Source organism: Streptomyces sp. NPDC016309 (genome assembly GCF_043077235.1).
Classification (GTDB): domain Bacteria; phylum Actinomycetota; class Actinomycetes; order Streptomycetales; family Streptomycetaceae; genus Streptomyces.
On record NZ_JBIBSG010000010.1, the window covers coordinates 229,445 to 245,383 of the forward strand.

General features: G+C 72.5%; 10 protein-coding genes. 7 read left to right on the plus strand and 3 right to left on the minus strand.

The genetic code is table 11. The annotated features are described in order from the left end of the window. The first annotated feature begins 69 nt into the window (after nt 1–69). On the plus strand, nt 70–3,054 hold the full coding sequence (locus ACF068_RS25670) for a bifunctional [glutamine synthetase] adenylyltransferase/[glutamine synthetase]-adenylyl-L-tyrosine phosphorylase (RefSeq protein ID WP_392276648.1): 2,985 nt from the start codon (nt 70–72) through the stop codon (nt 3,052–3,054). 25 nt (nt 3,055–3,079) lie between these two features. Here the strand turns inward: ACF068_RS25670 and ACF068_RS25675 are convergent, their stop codons facing one another. Genes ACF068_RS25675 through ACF068_RS25685 form a run of 3 tightly spaced genes read right to left on the minus strand, consistent with a single transcriptional unit; the run spans nt 3,080 to nt 7,031 of the window. Then, the gene (locus ACF068_RS25675) at nt 3,080–4,105 is read right to left on the minus strand and encodes a phosphatase PAP2 family protein (protein ID WP_392276649.1); all 1,026 of its coding nucleotides are present in this window, start codon (nt 4,103–4,105) and stop codon (nt 3,080–3,082) included. A 36-nt stretch (nt 4,106–4,141) separates the two neighbouring features. Further along, nucleotides 4,142–5,212, minus strand: coding sequence for a LacI family DNA-binding transcriptional regulator (locus tag ACF068_RS25680; RefSeq protein WP_392276650.1), 1,071 nt, complete (start codon nt 5,210–5,212; stop codon nt 4,142–4,144). Nucleotides 5,213–5,237: 25 nt separating this feature from the next. Next, nucleotides 5,238–7,031: a glycoside hydrolase family 13 protein gene (locus ACF068_RS25685; RefSeq protein ID WP_392276651.1), complete on the minus strand. Its 1,794-nt coding sequence runs from the start codon at nt 7,029–7,031 to the stop codon at nt 5,238–5,240. A gap of 349 nt (nt 7,032–7,380) precedes the next feature. Between ACF068_RS25685 and ACF068_RS25690 the strand changes: the two genes are divergently transcribed. From ACF068_RS25690 to ACF068_RS25715, 6 genes are all read left to right on the plus strand, one after another. Beyond that, the gene (locus ACF068_RS25690) at nt 7,381–8,655 is read left to right on the plus strand and encodes an extracellular solute-binding protein (RefSeq protein WP_392276652.1); all 1,275 of its coding nucleotides are present in this window, start codon (nt 7,381–7,383) and stop codon (nt 8,653–8,655) included. A 24-nt stretch (nt 8,656–8,679) separates the two neighbouring features. Further along, a complete protein-coding gene (locus tag ACF068_RS25695; protein ID WP_392276653.1) occupies nt 8,680–9,705 on the plus strand; it encodes a carbohydrate ABC transporter permease in 1,026 nt (341 codons plus the stop codon). Next, on the plus strand, nt 9,702–10,562 hold the full coding sequence (locus ACF068_RS25700) for a sugar ABC transporter permease (RefSeq protein ID WP_392276654.1): 861 nt from the start codon (nt 9,702–9,704) through the stop codon (nt 10,560–10,562). Before ACF068_RS25695 ends, ACF068_RS25700 begins: the two co-directional genes overlap by 4 nt. 432 nt (nt 10,563–10,994) lie before the next feature. After that, complete coding sequence (locus tag ACF068_RS25705; RefSeq protein WP_392276655.1) at nt 10,995–12,647, plus strand: alpha-amylase family glycosyl hydrolase; 1,653 nt, start codon at nt 10,995–10,997, stop codon at nt 12,645–12,647. Further along, nucleotides 12,635–13,717, plus strand: a complete 1,083-nt coding sequence (locus ACF068_RS25710) for a LacI family DNA-binding transcriptional regulator (protein ID WP_392276656.1) — start codon at nt 12,635–12,637, stop codon at nt 13,715–13,717. The genes ACF068_RS25705 and ACF068_RS25710 overlap by 13 nt, the downstream gene beginning before the upstream one ends. Nucleotides 13,718–14,147: 430 nt before the next feature. Continuing rightward, entirely contained in the window at nt 14,148–15,851 is a 1,704-nt protein-coding gene (locus tag ACF068_RS25715) for a carbohydrate-binding module family 20 domain-containing protein (protein ID WP_392276657.1), read from the plus strand. The last annotated feature ends 88 nt before the right edge of the window (nt 15,852–15,939 follow it).

The window sequence follows — 15,939 nt, forward strand, 5'->3', positions numbered from 1 at the left end:
GCACGGTCGACCGCCGGCGGACGCGACTGGTTCCCGGAGGCGGACCGAGCCTCCGGAAGAAGGGGAGCCATGACCGGACCGGGGCGCAGGAGCAGTACCTTCACCCGACTGTTGCGGCACGGCTTCACCGATCCGTCCGCCGCCGAGCGGCTGCTCGACCTGCCTGTGGTGTCGGCCGTGCGCGGTGACCCGGTCCTCCTGGACGCGCTGGGCGCCACCCCCGATCCCGATCTGGCGCTGCGCGGGCTGGTCCGGCTGGCCGAGGCGCAGGACGGGGACGGCCGGCAACTGCTCGGCACGGTCCTGAGCGCCAAGCCGCTGCGCGACCGGCTGCTCGGCGTGCTCGGCTCCTCCGAGGCGCTGGCCGACCACCTGGCCCGGCACCCGCGGGACTGGGAGGCGCTCGTCACGTACGAGTCGGCCGACCTGCACCCGGGCGTCGCGGAGTTCGAGCGCGGGCTGGCCGGGGCGACCGATCCCGTGTCGCTGCGCGTCGCCTACCGGCGCTGCCTGCTGGCCATAGCGGCCCGTGACGTGTGCGGCACCATCGATGTCGCCGAGACCGCCGCCGAGCTGGCCGACCTCGCCACGGCCACCCTCCGCAAGGCCCTCGCCCTGGCGAGCGCGGCCGCCCCGGAGGACGCGGCGCTGTGCCGGCTCGCGGTCGTCGCGATGGGCAAGTGCGGCGGCCGCGAGCTGAACTACGTCTCCGACGTGGACGTCATCTTCGTCGGCGAGCCCGTCGACGGCGCCGACGAGGGCGAGGCGCTGCGCGCCGCCACCCGGCTGGCCTCGCACCTGATGCGCATCTGCTCGGAGCAGACGGTGGAGGGCACCATCTGGCCGGTCGACGCCAATCTGCGGCCGGAGGGCAGGAACGGGCCCCTGGTGCGCACGCTGTCGAGCCACCTCGCCTACTACCAGCGCTGGGCCAAGACGTGGGAGTTCCAGGCCCTGCTGAAGGCCCGGCCGGTGGCCGGTGACCCGGAGCTGGGCGCCGCGTACATCGAGGCCGTCTCGCCCCTGGTGTGGCAGGCCGCCGAGCGGGAGAACTTCGTCACCGACGTGCAGAAGATGCGCCGCCGCGTGGTGGACAACATCCCGGTCGCGCACGTGGACCGCGAGCTGAAGCTCGGGCCCGGCGGGCTGCGGGACGTCGAGTTCGCGGTGCAGCTCCTCCAGCTCGTGCACGGGCGCAGCGACGCCACGCTGCACAGCGCGACCACGCTGGAGGCACTGAAGGCGCTGGCGGCCGGCGGCTACGTGGGGCGCGCCGACGCGGCGCAGCTCGACGAGGCGTACCGCTTCCTGCGGGCGATGGAGCACCGCATCCAGCTCTTCCGGCTGCGGCGTACGCACCTGGTGCCGGAGGGCGAGGAGGACCTGCGGCGGCTGGGCCGGTCGATGGGGCTGCGCACCGATCCCGTCGCCGAGCTGAACCGGGAGTGGCGGCGCCACGCCTCGGTGGTGCGGCGGCTGCACGAGAAGCTGTTCTACCGGCCCCTGCTGGACGCGGTCGCCCAGCTCGCTCCCGGGGAGACACGGCTCAGCGCCAAGGCCGCCGGGCAGCGCCTGGAGGCGCTCGGGTACGCCGATCCCGCCGCCGCGCTGCGGCACCTGGAGGCGCTGGCGTCCGGCGTCACCAGGAAGGCGGCGATCCAGCGGACGCTGCTGCCGGTGCTGCTGGGCTGGTTCGCCGACTCGGCGGACCCCGACGCCGGGCTGCTGGGCTTCCGCAAGGTGTCGGACGCGCTGGGCAAGACGCCCTGGTACCTCCGGCTGCTGCGGGACGAGGGCGCGGCGGCGGAGAACCTGGCCCGGGTGCTGTCGGCCGGGCGGCTGGCCCCCGACCTGCTGCTGCGCGCGCCCGAGGCGGTGGCCATCCTGGGGGCGCCCGAGGGGCTCCGGCCGCGCGGCCGTTCCCATCTGGAGCCGGAGATCCTGGCGGCCGTCGGCCGCGCGGAGGACGCCGAGCTGGCCGTGGCCGTGGCCCGTGGCGTACGGCGCCGGGAGCTGTTCCGTACCGCCGCCGCCGACATCATCGGCTCGTACGGCACCGAGGACAGCCCCGCCGAGGCCGACCCCGGCGCCCTGGTGGACCGGGTCGGGCAGGCGATCACCGATCTGAACGCGGCGACCGTCGCGGGGGCGCTGCGGGCCGCCGTGCGCGAGCAGTGGGGCGACACCCTGCCCACCCGGTTCGCCGTCATCGGCATGGGCCGCTTCGGCGGCCATGAGCTGGGGTACGGCTCCGACGCCGACGTCCTGTTCGTCCACGAGCCGCGCGAGGGCGTCGACGAGCAGGAGGCGGCGCGGGCGGCCAACGCCGTGGTCGCCGAGATGCGCCGGCTGCTCCAGCTCCCGACCGCCGACCCGCCGCTGCTCATCGACGCGGACCTGCGCCCCGAGGGCAAGAGCGGGCCGCTGGTGCGCACCCTCAAGTCGTACGCGGCCTACTACCGCCGCTGGTCACTGGGCTGGGAGAGCCAGGCGCTGCTGCGCGCCGAGCCGATGGCCGGCGACGAGGACCTCGGGCGCCGGTTCATCGAGCTGGCCGACCCGCTGCGCTACCCCGAGCAGGGCCTGGACGAGGCCGCGGTGCGGGAGATCAGGCGCCTGAAGGCCCGGATGGAGACCGAGCGGCTGCCGCGCGGGGCCGACCCCGCCCTGCACACCAAGCTGGGGCGCGGGGGGCTGTCCGACGTGGAGTGGACCGTCCAGCTCCTCCAGATGCGCCACGGGCACGCGGTGCCGGGGCTGCGTACCACCCGTACCCGGCCGGCGCTGGCCGCCGCCCGGGACGCGGGCCTGATCACGGAGCAGGACGCCCAGACCCTGGACGAGGCCTGGGTGCTGGCGACCCGGGTGCGCAACGGGGTGATGCTGGTGCGCGGCCGGGCCGGGGACACCTTCCCGTCCGACTCCCGGGAGCTGGCGGCGGTCGGCCGCTACCTGGGGTACGGGCCCGGGCACGTCGGCGAGATGGTGGAGGACTACCGCCGCACCACGCGCCGGGCGCGGGCGGTGGTGGAGGAGCTGTTCTACGGGGGCTGAGGCGGTCCGGGAGGCCTCGCGGCCGTCAGCGGCGCGTTCCCGCCGCGAGCGGGGCGCCGGTGGCCGCACCGGCACCGGCCGCACCGGCGTCGGCGGGATCCGCTTCCGGGCCGGCGGCAGCCGCTTCCGGGCCGGCCGGATCCGCTTCCGGGCCGGCGGGCGCGGCGTGGGCGCCGGCTCCGGCGCCGGGCGCCGCCGGGGTGTACGCCGCCACCAGGCGCGGCAGCCGGTGCGGCAGCCTGCCGTACCAGACGTACGCCAGGGTGTAGCCGAAGGCCAGGCAGATCATGCCGCCCACGGCGTCCAGCCAGAAGTGGTTGGCGGTGGCGACGATGACCACCAGGGTGGCGGTGGGGTAGAGCAGCCCGAGGATCCTGGCCCAGGGCGCCCGGGCCAGGGCGAAGATCGTCAGCCCGCACCACAGCGACCACCCGATGTGCATGGACGGCATCGCGGCGTACTGGTTGGACATCTGCTTCAGGTCGCCGGAGGCCATGGAGCCCCAGGTGTGGTGCACCAGCACCGTGTCGACGAACGTCTCCGACGTCATCAGGCGCGGCGGGGCCAGCGGGTACAGGTAGTAGCCGAGCAGGGCGACACCGGTGGTGGAGAACAGCACCAGGCGGGTCGCGGCGTACCGCCCCGGGTGCCACCGGTACAGCCACACCAGGACACCGATGGTGACGATGAAGTGCAGGGTGGCGTAGTAGTAGTTCATGCCCACGATCAGCCACGTCACCGAGTCGACGGCGTGGTTGACGGACTTCTCGACGGCGATGCCGAGGGACTGCTCCGCCCGCCAGATCCAGTCGGCGTTGCGCAGTGCCTCCGCCTTCTGCTCGGGCACCGCGTTGCGGATCAGTGAGTACGTCCAGTAGCTCACCGCGATCAGCAGGATCTCGAACCAGATGCGGGGGCGGCGCGGAGCGCGCGCACGCTGCCACACCGTACGGCCGTCCGCCTCCCGGGCCGGACCCTGCTCGATGGGTGAATCCACCGGTGGTGCCGGGGCCTCGCGGCCTTCCCGTGTCCTCACAGTCGTGTCACCCATGGGCCAAGAGTCTGCCAGATAGGTCTACTCGCTCGATCATCCGTCAGTCTGGTCGTCATCGCCATCGCTACGCCTTTCGGATGACCGCTGACCCTGAGGTCCCGAGGCGGTGGACCCGCGGACGACCAGCTCCGGCATGAAGACGAACTCGCTGTGCGGGGCGGGTGTGCCGCCGACCTCCTCCAGGAGGGCCCGCACCGCCGCCTGCCCCATGGCGAGGACGGGCTGGCGGATGGTGGTCAGCGGCGGGTCGGTGAAGGCTATGAGGGGGGAGTCGTCGAACCCGACGACGGAGACGTCCCGGGGGACGTGCAGCCCCTGCTGGCGGGCGGCCCGGATGGCACCCAGGGCCATCATGTCGCTGGCGCAGACGACGGCGGTGCAGCCCCGGTCGATCAGCGCGGTCGCGGCGGCCTGCCCGCCCTCCAGCGTGTACAGCGAGTGCTGGATCAGTTCCTCGCACCGCTCCGGGTCCAGGCCGAGCCGGGCCTGCATGCCGAGCCGGAAGCCCTCGATCTTGCGCTGGACGGGCACGAACCGCTTCGGTCCGACCGCGAGGCCGATCCGGGTGTGCCCGAGGGAGGCGAGGTGGGTGACGGCGAGCTGCATCGCGGCCCGGTCGTCGGGGGAGACGAACGGCGCCTGCACCTTGGGGGAGAAGCCGTTGATGAGGACGTACGGGACGCCCTTGCCGCGAAGCTGGTCGTAGCGCGTCATGTCGGCGGTGGTGTCGGCGTGCAGTCCGGAGACGAAGATGATGCCGGAGACGCCCCGCTCGACGAGCATTTCGGTCAGTTCGTCCTCGGTGGAGCCGCCGGGGGTCTGGGTGGCGAGGACGGGGGTGTAGCCCTGGCGGGTCAGGGCCTGGCCGATGACCTGGGCCAGGGCCGGGAAGATGGGGTTGTCCAGCTCGGGGGTTATCAGCCCGACCAGTCCCGCGCTGCGCTGCCGCAGCCGTACGGGACGCTCGTAGCCGAGCACGTCGAGGGCGGCCAGCACGGACTGGCGGGTGGCCGCCGCCACACCGGGCTTGCCGTTGAGCACGCGGCTGACTGTGGCTTCGCTGACCCCCGCCTGGGCTGCGATGTCGGCTAGCCGCGCGGTCATGGGATGCGACTGTACCGGCCGCACGTCAGCTTGCCCACCAGACGCAGGACTCGGGGGCCAGCAGGACGGTCCGGCCGGCGTCCCCGGTGCCCGCCCCCACCGCCGACTCCCGTGCGGGGGGCGGGACTTTGGCGCAGGGAGCGGTGGCCGCCGCCGGGTTCCCGGGGGCCTCGCCGGCCGACTCCCCGGGCGGAGCGGCGGGGGCCGGGGGAGCGGCGGGGACGGGGGTGCTCGACAGCAGGACCCGGCCGCCGGGGACGGGCAGGGGGACCGGGCGGTCGGTGAGGTTGACCGTGCAGACCAGGTCGCCCTGCCAGGGGCCGGTGCCCGCGCCCTTCGCACGGCGGCGGAACGCCAGGACCCCGTCCGGCGCGGGCAGCCACTCCACCGCGTCGCCCGCGCCGAGCGCCGGGTGCTCGCGGCGCACGGCCAGCGCGCTGCGGTACAGCTCCAGCGTCGAGTCCGGGTCGCCGGTCTGGGCCGCCACGGACAGCTCGCGCCACGACGACGGCTGGGGCAGCCAGCTACCGCCGGGGCCGAAGCCGTACGAGGGGCCCTCCGGCGTCCACGGGATCGGCACCCGGCACCCGTCGCGCAGCCCGTCCTGGCCCTCGCCGCGCAGGAAGGCGGGGTCCTGGCGGACCTCGTCGGGCAGCTCCGTGACCTCGGGCAGTCCCAGCTCCTCGCCCTGGTAGACGTACGCCGAGCCGGGCAGGGCCAGCATCAGCAGCGCGGCCGCCCGCGCCCGGCGCAGCCCGGTGACACCGTCCCCGTACCGGGTGGTGTGGCGGACCACGTCGTGGTTGGACAGCACCCAGGTGGTCGGCGCGCCCACCGAGGCGGTGGCCCGCAGCGAGTCGTCGATGACCCGCCGCAGGCAGTCCGCGTCCCAGGGGCAGTTGAGGAACTGGAAGTTGAACGCCTGGTGCAGCTCGTCGGGGCGTACGTACAGCGCCAGCCGCTCCGCCGACGGCGCCCACGCCTCGGCGACGGCGATGCGCTCGCCCTCGTAGCCGTCCAGCAGCCGCCGCCAGGCGCGGTGGATCTCGTGGACCCCGTCCTGGTCGAAGAACGGAAGCTGCTGGGTGCCGATGAGCCGGGCCTGCTCCCCGTGCCCGATGTCGGGCATCCCGGCGGCTTTGACCATGCCGTGCGCGACGTCGACCCGGAAGCCGTCGACCCCGAGGTCCAGCCAGAACCGGAGCACGGACTCGAACTCGGCTCGGACCTCCTCGTCGTCCCAGTTGAGGTCCGGCTGCTCGGGGGCGAACAGGTGCAGGTACCAGTCGCCGTCGGGCACGCGGGTCCAGGCCGGGCCGCCGAAGACGGACTCCCAGTCGTTGGGCGGCAGGGAACCGTCCGGCCCCTTGCCGGGGCGGAAGTGGTAGCGCTCGCGCCCGGTGCCGGCGAGGGCCTCGCGGAACCAGGGGTGCCGGTCGGAGGTGTGGTTGGGGACGATGTCGACGATCACCCGCAGCCCGAGCTCGTGGGCCGTGCGGACCAGGTCGTCGGCGTCCGCCAGGTCGCCGAAGACGGGGTCGACGGCCCGGTAGTCGGCCACGTCGTACCCGCCGTCGGCCTGGGGGGAGGCGTAGAAGGGGGTGAGCCACACCGCGTCCGCGCCCAGCCGGGCCAGGTGGGGCAGGCGCTCGCGGGCCCCGCGCAGGTCGCCGATGCCGTCGCCGTCGCTGTCCGCGAAGGACCTGACGTACACCTGGTAGATGACGGCCTCCCGCCACCACCCCGGGCGGTCGCTGGAAGAGCTTGCACGGCGCAGATCCTCCGGCGCCGGGACGGGCGAGGTCAGCTCGTGTGCCATGTGCGGTGTCCCTCTCGGTGGGCCGGGATGGGGGCTACGTACATCTAACGAGGTGGCAGTGGTAATGCAACGGTCCTGCAAGGTCTTACGAAAAGGCTTGCAGACCGTTCCCGTGCCGCGCAAGGCCGCCTCGCGGCCGCTGTCAAGCGATGCGTCGGCAACTGTAGGGACACGCGGATGTAACGATCAGCGTGCCTTGCAGAAATTTACCGCAAGGTCTTTCGGCGCGTTTTCATCCCTGTTACGTTCCTGGCAACCCGGCGCACCGCGAGGGAGCGGTCTGCAGGAGGCACGAGATCCAGACATGTGATCCGCCTTCGTCTTCCCGGGATCAGTTGAAGGAGTTCACATGCGGCGTGGCATAGCGGCCACCGCGCTGGTCGCGGCCCTCGGTCTGACGACGGCGGCGTGCGGAGGCGACGGCGGCGACCAGGGCGGGTCCAGCGGATCCGGCGAGCTGTCCGGCACGGTCACCTTCTGGGACACCTCGAACGAGGCCGAGAAGGCGACGTACCAGTCTCTCGCCGAGGGCTTCACCAAGCTGCACCCCAAGGTGAAGGTCAAGTACGTCAACGTGCCGTTCGGCGAGGCCAACGCCAAGTTCAAGAACGCCGCGGGCGGCAACTCCGGCGCCCCCGACGTGATGCGCACCGAGGTCGCCTGGGTCGCCGACTTCGCCAGCCTCGGCTACCTCGCCCCGCTCGACGGCACCCGCGCCATCGAGAACCAGGGCGACTGGCTGCCCCAGGCCGCCGCGAGCACCAAGTTCAACGACAAGACCTACGCGGTCCCGCAGGTCATCGACACCATGGCGCTCTTCTACAACAAGAAGATGCTCAAGGACGCCGGCGCCGAGGTCCCCACCACCCTGGAGGCGCTGAAGGACGCGTCGGCCAAGGTCAGCAAGAAGTGGCCCGGCAAGACCGGCCTGTACCTGCGCGGTGACGACCCGTACTGGTTCCTGTCCTTCCTCTACGGCGAGGGCGGCGACCTGGTCGACGCCAAGGGCAAGAAGATCACCATCGACGACCCGTCCGGCGTCAGCGCGTACAAGACCATCAAGGACCTGGTCGACTCGAAGGCGGCGATCACCGACGCCTCCGACGGCTGGAACAACATGCAGAACGCGTTCAAGTCCGGCAAGGTCGCGATGATGCTGAACGGCCCGTGGGCCATCGCCGACTCGCGCGCCGGCGCCGAGTTCAAGGACCCGAAGAACCTGGGCATCGCCCCCGTCCCGGCCGGCAGCGCCGGCCAGGGCTCCCCGCAGGGCGGCTGGAACCTCTCCGTCTACGCCGGCTCCAAGAACCTCGACGCGTCCTACGAGTTCGCCAAGTACATGGGCTCCGCCAAGGTGCAGCAGCAGACCACCGAGAAGCTCAGCCTCCTGCCCACCCGCCTGTCGGTCTACACCCAGCCGTCGGTGTCGGGCAACGAGATGGTCCAGTTCTTCAAGCCGGCCGTCGACAAGGCCGTCGAGCGCCCGTGGATCCCGCAGGGCAACGCCCTCTTCGAGCCGATCCGCCTCCAGATGGCCAACGTCCTGGGCGGCAAGACCACCCCGGAGAAGGCCGCCCAGGAGACGGGCGACGCCTACCGCAAGATGCTCAAGGACTACAAGTAAGCAGTGGGAAGGGCTGACCGACCAATGGCTGTCGAGACCAGCCAGTCGGTGGCGAAGGCCGCGGGCGCCGAGCGCGCCCGCGGCCGCGGCCACCGCACTGAGAACACCCCCGGGTCCCCGGGCCCGGGCCGGCTGCGCCGGGCGCTGAGCACCCACTGGTACGCCTGGAGCATGGTCGCCCCGGTGGTGATCGTGATCGGCGTGATCATCGGTTACCCGCTGGTGCGCGGCGTCTACCTGTCGCTGACCGACGCCAACGAGGCCAACGTCGAGCGCACGATCGGCATCAACCACATCCCCGCGACGTACCGGTCCGTCGGCCTCGACAACTACCAGGCCGTCCTCACCGACAACGTCTTCTGGGACCGGCTCGGCTGGACCGTGGTGTGGACCGTCAGCTGTGTCGCCCTCTCCTTCACGCTCGGCCTCGTGCTGGCCACGATGCTCAACCGCAAGATCAAGGGCCGCACCTTCTACCGGATGGCCCTGGTCCTGCCCTGGGCCGTCCCGGCCTTCGTCTCCGTCTTCACCTGGCGGCTGCTGTTCAACGAGCGCAGCGGCCTGTTCAACCAGCTCCTCGCGGGCGGCGGCATCGACGCGATCTCCTGGCTGAACGACCCCACCTGGGCCAAGATCTCCGTCATCGCCGTCAACGTCTGGCTCGGCGTGCCGTTCATGCTGGTCGCCATGCTGGGCGGCCTCCAGTCCATCCCCGGTGAGCTCTACGAGGCCGCCGAGATGGACGGCGCGACCGCCTGGCAGCGGTTCCGCCACATCACGCTGCCCGGACTGCGCCCGGTGTCCGGCACGGTGGTCCTGCTCAGCTCCATCTGGACCTTCAACATGTTCCCGGTGATCTTCCTGCTCACCCGGGGCGGTCCCGGCGACGCCACCGAGATCCTCGTGACGTACGCCTACAAGCTCTCGTTCGTCGTCAGCCCCCGCGACTTCGCGGGATCGGCGGCCTGGGGCGTGCTGATCCTGGCGCTCCTGTCGCTGTTCGCGGTGGCCTACCGCCGCGCGCTCCGCAAGCAGGGAGACATGTGGTGAGCACCCACGCCCAGACCCCGAAGGTACGGCCCCGGGGCGAGCGTTCCCCGCTCGCGTCCGCGGGACTGCACCTGACGCTGCTCTTCGCCACCCTCATCGCGGTCTTCCCGCCGCTGTGGCTGGTGATCACGTCGTTCAAGCCGAAGACCGACGCCTTCGACACCTCGATCGTCAAGAACTTCACCTTCGGCAACTACAGCCACGTCATCTCCGACACCCAGTTCCTGGCCTGGCTCGGCAACTCGCTGGTCGTCGTCGGCATCACCACCGTCGTCGGTGTCTTCATCTCCGCCACCACCGGCTACGCCGTCAGCCGCTTCCGCTTCCCGGGCCTCCGGCCCCTGATGTGGCTGCTGCTGATCACCCAGATGTTCCCGGTCGCGGTCCTGATCGTGCCGCTGTACAACCTGCTGGCCTCGCTGGGCATGCTGAACCAGCCGGTCGGGCTGGTCATCACGTACCTCACCGTCGCCGTGCCGTTCTGCGCCTGGATGATGAAGGGGTACTTCGACGGCATCCCCGCCGAGATCGACGAGGCGGGCAGGGTCGACGGCCTGACGCCCTTCGGCACCTTCTGGCGGCTGATCATGCCGTTGGCCAAGCCCGGTCTGGCCGTCACCGCGTTCTACACCTTCATCACCGGCTGGGGCGAGGTCGCCTACGCCTCGGCGTTCATGACCGGTGAGGAGAACCTCACCCTGGCCGGCGGCCTCCAGACCTTCGTCAACCAGTACACGGCCGACTGGGGCTCGCTGACCGCGGCGGCCGTGCTGATCGCGGCGCCCGCCGCGGTCGTCTTCGGCCTCGTCCAGCGCCACCTGGTCTCCGGCCTGACGGCCGGCGCGACCAAGTCGTAGGGGGACGGCGTCATGGACCTCGGGCACCGTGGGCGCCGGGCGCCGGACGGGCACGACGTCCCGGCGCCGCCCCCGCCACCGGCCGCCGACCCGGCCGTCCGGGCGACGCGCTCCCCGGCGGCGGACCGGCCCGGCGGCCGGTCCGCCGGCCGGGGCCCCGTGCCCGCCCGGCGGTCCGTGCCCGCCCGGGGGTCCGCCGTCGCTCCGGCCGACCGCCGGCCGGGGGCCGACGTCCCGGTCGGCGTTCCGGCCGGGGCTCCGGCTCCGGCCGCTGTCCCGGTCGCGGCTCCGGTCGCGGCCCGGTCCTTAACGGGCCGCCACCGGACCGGCTGACGCGCCGGTCCCCACTTCCGTATCCCGGTCCGCGCGCCGGCCGTCCCGACAGTCCCGTCGGGGCCGGGCGGCCGCTCCACTCCTCCACTCAGGGAAGACATGACCCAGCACCTCGTTGCCCCCGACGCCCCCGCCACCGGCACGCACACGGGCTGGTGGAGAGACGCGGTGATCTACCAGGTCTATCCGCGCAGCTTCGCCGACGGCAACGGCGACGGCATGGGCGACCTGGAAGGAATCCGCAGCCGGCTGCCGTACCTGAGGGACCTCGGCGTCGACGCCGTCTGGCTCAGCCCCTTCTACGCCTCCCCGCAGGCCGACGCCGGGTACGACGTCGCCGACTACCGCGCCATCGACCCCATGTTCGGCACCCTGCTGGACGCCGACGCGCTGATACGCGAGGCCCACGGGCTGGGGCTGCGCGTCATCGTCGACCTGGTGCCCAACCACTCGTCCGACCAGCACGAGTGGTTCCAGCGCGCGCTGCGCGAGGGCCCCGGGTCGCCGCTGCGCGAGCGCTACCACTTCCGTCCGGGCAAGGGCGAGAACGGCGAACTGCCCCCCAACGACTGGGAGTCCATCTTCGGCGGCCCGGCGTGGACGCGCGTCGAGGACGGCGAGTGGTACCTGCACCTCTTCGCCCCCGAGCAGCCCGACTTCAACTGGGAGCACCCCGCCGTCCGCGACGAGTTCCGCTCCATCCTCCGCTTCTGGCTGGACATGGGCGTCGACGGCTTCCGCGTGGACGTCGCCCACGGCCTGGTCAAGGCGGCCGGACTGCCCGACATCGGCGCCCACGACCAGCTCAAGCTGCTCGGCAACGACGTGATGCCGTTCTTCGACCAGGACGGCGTCCACGAGATCTACCGAAGCTGGCGCGAGGTCCTGGAGGAGTACGACGCCGACCGCGTCCTGGTCGCCGAGGCCTGGACCCCGACCGTCGAGCGCACCGCCAACTACGTGCGCCCCGACGAGATGCACCAGGCGTTCAACTTCCAGTACCTGGGCACCTACTGGGACGCCGCCGAACTGCGCCGGGTCATCGACGCCTCGCTCGCCGCGATGCGCCCCGTCGGCGCCCCCACCACCTGGGTGCTGTCCAACCACGACGTGACCCGGCACGCCACCCGGTTCGCCAACCCGCCCGGCCTCGGCACCCAGCTCCGTACGGCCGGCGACCGCGAGCTGGGGCTGCGCCGGGCGCGGGCGGCCACGCTGCTGATGCTGGCGCTGCCCGGCTCCGCGTACGTCTACCAGGGCGAGGAGCTCGGCCTGCCGGACGTCACGGACCTGCCCGACGAGGTGCGCCAGGACCCGTCGTTCTTCCGGGCGACCGGGCAGGACGGCTTCCGCGACGGCTGCCGCGTGCCGATCCCGTGGACGGTCGGGGGGCCGTCGTACGGGTTCGGCGGCGGCGGTAGCTGGCTGCCCCAGCCGGCCGGCTGGGCGGACCTGAGCGTGGAGGCCCAGACCGGGGACCCGGGCTCCACGCTGGAGCTGTACCGCGCCGCGCTCGCCGTGCGCCGCGAGCAGCCGGACCTGGGCGCGGGCGACGCGGTGGAATGGCTGGAGGCGCCCGAGGGCGTGCTGGCCTTCCGGCGCGGCGCCTTCGTGTGCCACGCCAACACCACCGGGCGGGCGGTGCGGATCACCGTGCCGGGCCGGATGCTGCTCGCCAGCGAGCGGGTGCGCACCAGCGTGGACGGCACCGCCGAACTGCCCGCCGACACCACCGTCTGGTGGTCGGTGTGACGATCCTGTCGCCGCGCGGCGACGCACGGACCGAGCCGCGGGGCGACGGAGGAGGGGGCGCCCCGCGGCTCGCGGACATCGCCGCGCAGGCCGGGGTCAGCGAGGCCACGGTCAGCCGGGTCCTCAACGGCAAGGCGGGGGTCGCCGGGCCCACCAGGACCCGGGTGCTGGCCGCCCTGGACGTGCTGGGCTACGAGCGGCCCGTCCGGCTCAAGCGGCGCAGCGCCGGGCTGGTGGGCCTGGTCATCCCCGAGCTCACCAACCCGATCTTCCCCGCGTTCGCCCAGGTCATCGAGCAGGTGCTGGCCGGACACGGCTACACCCCGGTGCTGTGCACCCAGATGCCGGGCGGCGCCACCGAGGACGAGCTGGTCGAGCAACTGGAGGAGCGCGGTGTCACCGGCATCGTGTTCCTGTCCGGGCTGCACGCCGACATGAGCGCCGACCCGTCCCGGTACGTCAGGCTCGCGGCCCGGGGCGTGCCCTTCGTGCTCATCAACGGGTTCAACGAGCACATCGACGCCCACTTCGTCTCGCCCGACGACCGCTCGGCCGCCCGGATGGCCGTGCGGCACCTGGTCGAGCTGGGCCACGAGCGGATCGGGCTGGCCATCGGCCCCACCCGGTACGTCCCCTCGCGGCGCAAGGCCGAGGGCTTCACGGCCGCGCTGCGCGCCCTGCTGGGCGTGGGCCCCCAGGAGGCGGAAACGCGCGTCCAGCAGACCCTGTTCGGGGTCGAGGGCGGGCACGCGGCGGCGGGGGCGCTGCTGGACCAGGGCTGCACGGGGATCGTGTGCGCCAGCGACCTGATGGCGCTCGGCGCGATACGCGCGGTGCGGGCGCGGGGGCTGGACGTGCCCTCGGACGTGTCGGTGGTCGGCTTCGACGACTCGCCGCTGATCGCGTTCACCGACCCGCCGCTGACGACGGTGCGCCAGCCGGTGCAGGCGATGGCGACGGCGGCGGTGGACGCGCTGCTGGAGGAGATCGACGGCAACCCGGTGCAGCGCACGGAGTTCGTGTTCCAGCCGGAGCTGGTGGTACGGGGGTCCACCGCCCAGCGCAGATGAGGCGTGGGTGTCGAGGAGGCCCGGGGCCTGCCCGTGATCGGGCGCGGCGGGGTCTTCATCGGCCCCGGGCCTCCCGGCTCATGACGTACCCGGCGGATGGCCGGGCCCGGTCGGCGACCGGCCCGGCCGGCCGGGCGCGTGGGGCCCCGGGGTACGGGGACCCCCGGCCGGCCGGACCGGAGTCGCGGTTGAACGTAACACCACTGCAAGTGCTTGCGAAAGACTTTGCAGCGGTGGATCCGGCGGATTTCCCCGATGTGAACCGCGTGTGTCCCAGGGGTTGACCGCGTCCCTGGGGGCTCGTACGGTCACGACCGAAAACTGTTGCTGCTGTCTTGCAGCAAGAAGATTCACCAGGGCCTTGCGGGCATGGCGCGTTGCCGTACGAGGCTGCACCGCAATCCGCACCTCCCATTCCCCAGGAGGAAACATGGTCCGAAAGACCGTGGCCGCCGCGCTCGCCCTCGTGGCGGGAGCCGCTGTGGCCGTCACGGCACCCCCCACCCCCGCCGCGGCCGTCCCGCCCGGCGACAAGGACGTCACCGCCGTCATGTTCGAGTGGTCCTTCGCCTCGGTCGCCAAGGCCTGCACCGACACCCTCGGCCCGTCCGGCTACGGCTACGTCCAGGTCTCCCCGCCGCAGGAGCACATCCAGGGCGGCCAGTGGTGGACCTCGTACCAGCCCGTCAGCTACCGGATCGCCGGCCGCCTGGGCGACCGCGCGGCCTTCCAGTCCATGGTGAACACCTGCCACGGCGCGGGCGTCAAGGTCGTCGTCGACACCGTCATCAACCACATGGCGGCGGGCAGCGGCACGGGCACCGGCGGCTCGTCGTACACCAAGTACGGCTACCCGGGCCTGTACTCCGCGCCCGACATGAACGACTGCACCGCGCAGATCACCAGCTACCAGGACCGCGCCAACGTCCAGAACTGCGAACTCGTCGGCCTCGCCGACCTGGACACCGGCGAGGAGTACGTCCGCACCAAGATCGCCGGCTATATGAACGACCTGCTGACGCTGGGCGTCGACGGCTTCCGCATCGACGCCGCCAAGCACATGCCGGCGAACGACCTGGCCGCCATCAAGGCCAAGCTCACCAACCCGGGCGTGTACTGGAAGCAGGAGGCGATATACGGCGCCGGAGAGGCCGTCTCGCCCGGCGAGTACCTCGGCAACGGCGACGTCCAGGAGTTCCGCTACGCCCGCGACCTCAAGCGCGTCTTCCTGGGGGAGAACCTCGCCCACCTCAAGAACTACGGCGAGGCCTGGGGCTACATGGAGTCCGGGAAGTCTGCCGTCTTCGTCGACAACCACGACACCGAGCGCGGCGGCGACACGCTGAACTACAAGAACGGCTCGGCCTACACGCTCGCCAACGTCTTCATGCTGGCCTGGCCCTACGGCTCCCCGGACGTCCACTCCGGCTACGAGTGGACCGACAAGGACGCCGGCCCGCCCAGCAACGGCAGCGTGGGCGCCTGCTACAGCGACGGCTGGAAGTGCCAGCACGCCTGGCGCGAGATCGCCTCCATGGTCGCCTTCCGGAACGTGGCCCGCGGTCAGGGTGTCACGAACTGGTGGGACAACGGCGGCGACCAGATCGCCTTCGGGCGCGGCAGCAAGGCGTACGTCGCCATCAACCACGAGACGTCCGCCCTCACCCGCACCTTCCAGACGTCACTGCCCGGCGGCGACTACTGCGACGTGCAGAACAACCGGACGGTGACCGTCAACGGCTCCGGCCAGTTCACGGCCACGCTCGGCGCCGGCACCGCCGTCGCGCTGCACGCCGGGGCACGCACCTGCGGCGCGGGATCCACCACCCCGCCGCCCGCCACCTCCGGCGCGTCCTTCGCCGTCGACGCCACCACCGTCCCCGGCGAGAACATCTACGTCACCGGCGACCACTCCGCCCTCGGCAACTGGAACCCGGCCGCCGCGCCCAAGCTCGACCCGGCCGCGTACCCCGTCTGGAAGCTCGACGTGTCCCTCCCCGCCGGAACGGCCTTCGCGTACAAGTACGTCCGCAAGGACGCCGCCGGGAACGTCACCTGGGAGTCCGGCGCCAACCGCACGGCCACCGTCCCGGCCTCCGGGAAGGTCACCCTGAACGACACCTGGCGCGCCTGACCCGCGCGTCCCTCCGCCGCCCCGCGCCCCTCCTGGGCGCGGGGCGGCCCGCACCTGACGTCTCCGTACCCTCTTCGAGGAGATCCGG

Coding starts and splice junctions, on each gene's coding strand:
- ACF068_RS25685 (WP_392276651.1), bottom strand. CDS start 7,031: ATGGCACACGAGCTGACCTCGCCCGTCCCGGCGCCGGAGGATCTGCGC.
- ACF068_RS25670 (WP_392276648.1), top strand. CDS start 70: ATGACCGGACCGGGGCGCAGGAGCAGTACCTTCACCCGACTGTTGCGG.
- ACF068_RS25675 (WP_392276649.1), bottom strand. CDS start 4,105: ATGGGTGACACGACTGTGAGGACACGGGAAGGCCGCGAGGCCCCGGCA.
- ACF068_RS25690 (WP_392276652.1), top strand. CDS start 7,381: ATGCGGCGTGGCATAGCGGCCACCGCGCTGGTCGCGGCCCTCGGTCTG.
- ACF068_RS25705 (WP_392276655.1), top strand. CDS start 10,995: ATGACCCAGCACCTCGTTGCCCCCGACGCCCCCGCCACCGGCACGCAC.
- ACF068_RS25715 (WP_392276657.1), top strand. CDS start 14,148: ATGGTCCGAAAGACCGTGGCCGCCGCGCTCGCCCTCGTGGCGGGAGCC.
- ACF068_RS25695 (WP_392276653.1), top strand. CDS start 8,680: ATGGCTGTCGAGACCAGCCAGTCGGTGGCGAAGGCCGCGGGCGCCGAG.
- ACF068_RS25680 (WP_392276650.1), bottom strand. CDS start 5,212: ATGACCGCGCGGCTAGCCGACATCGCAGCCCAGGCGGGGGTCAGCGAA.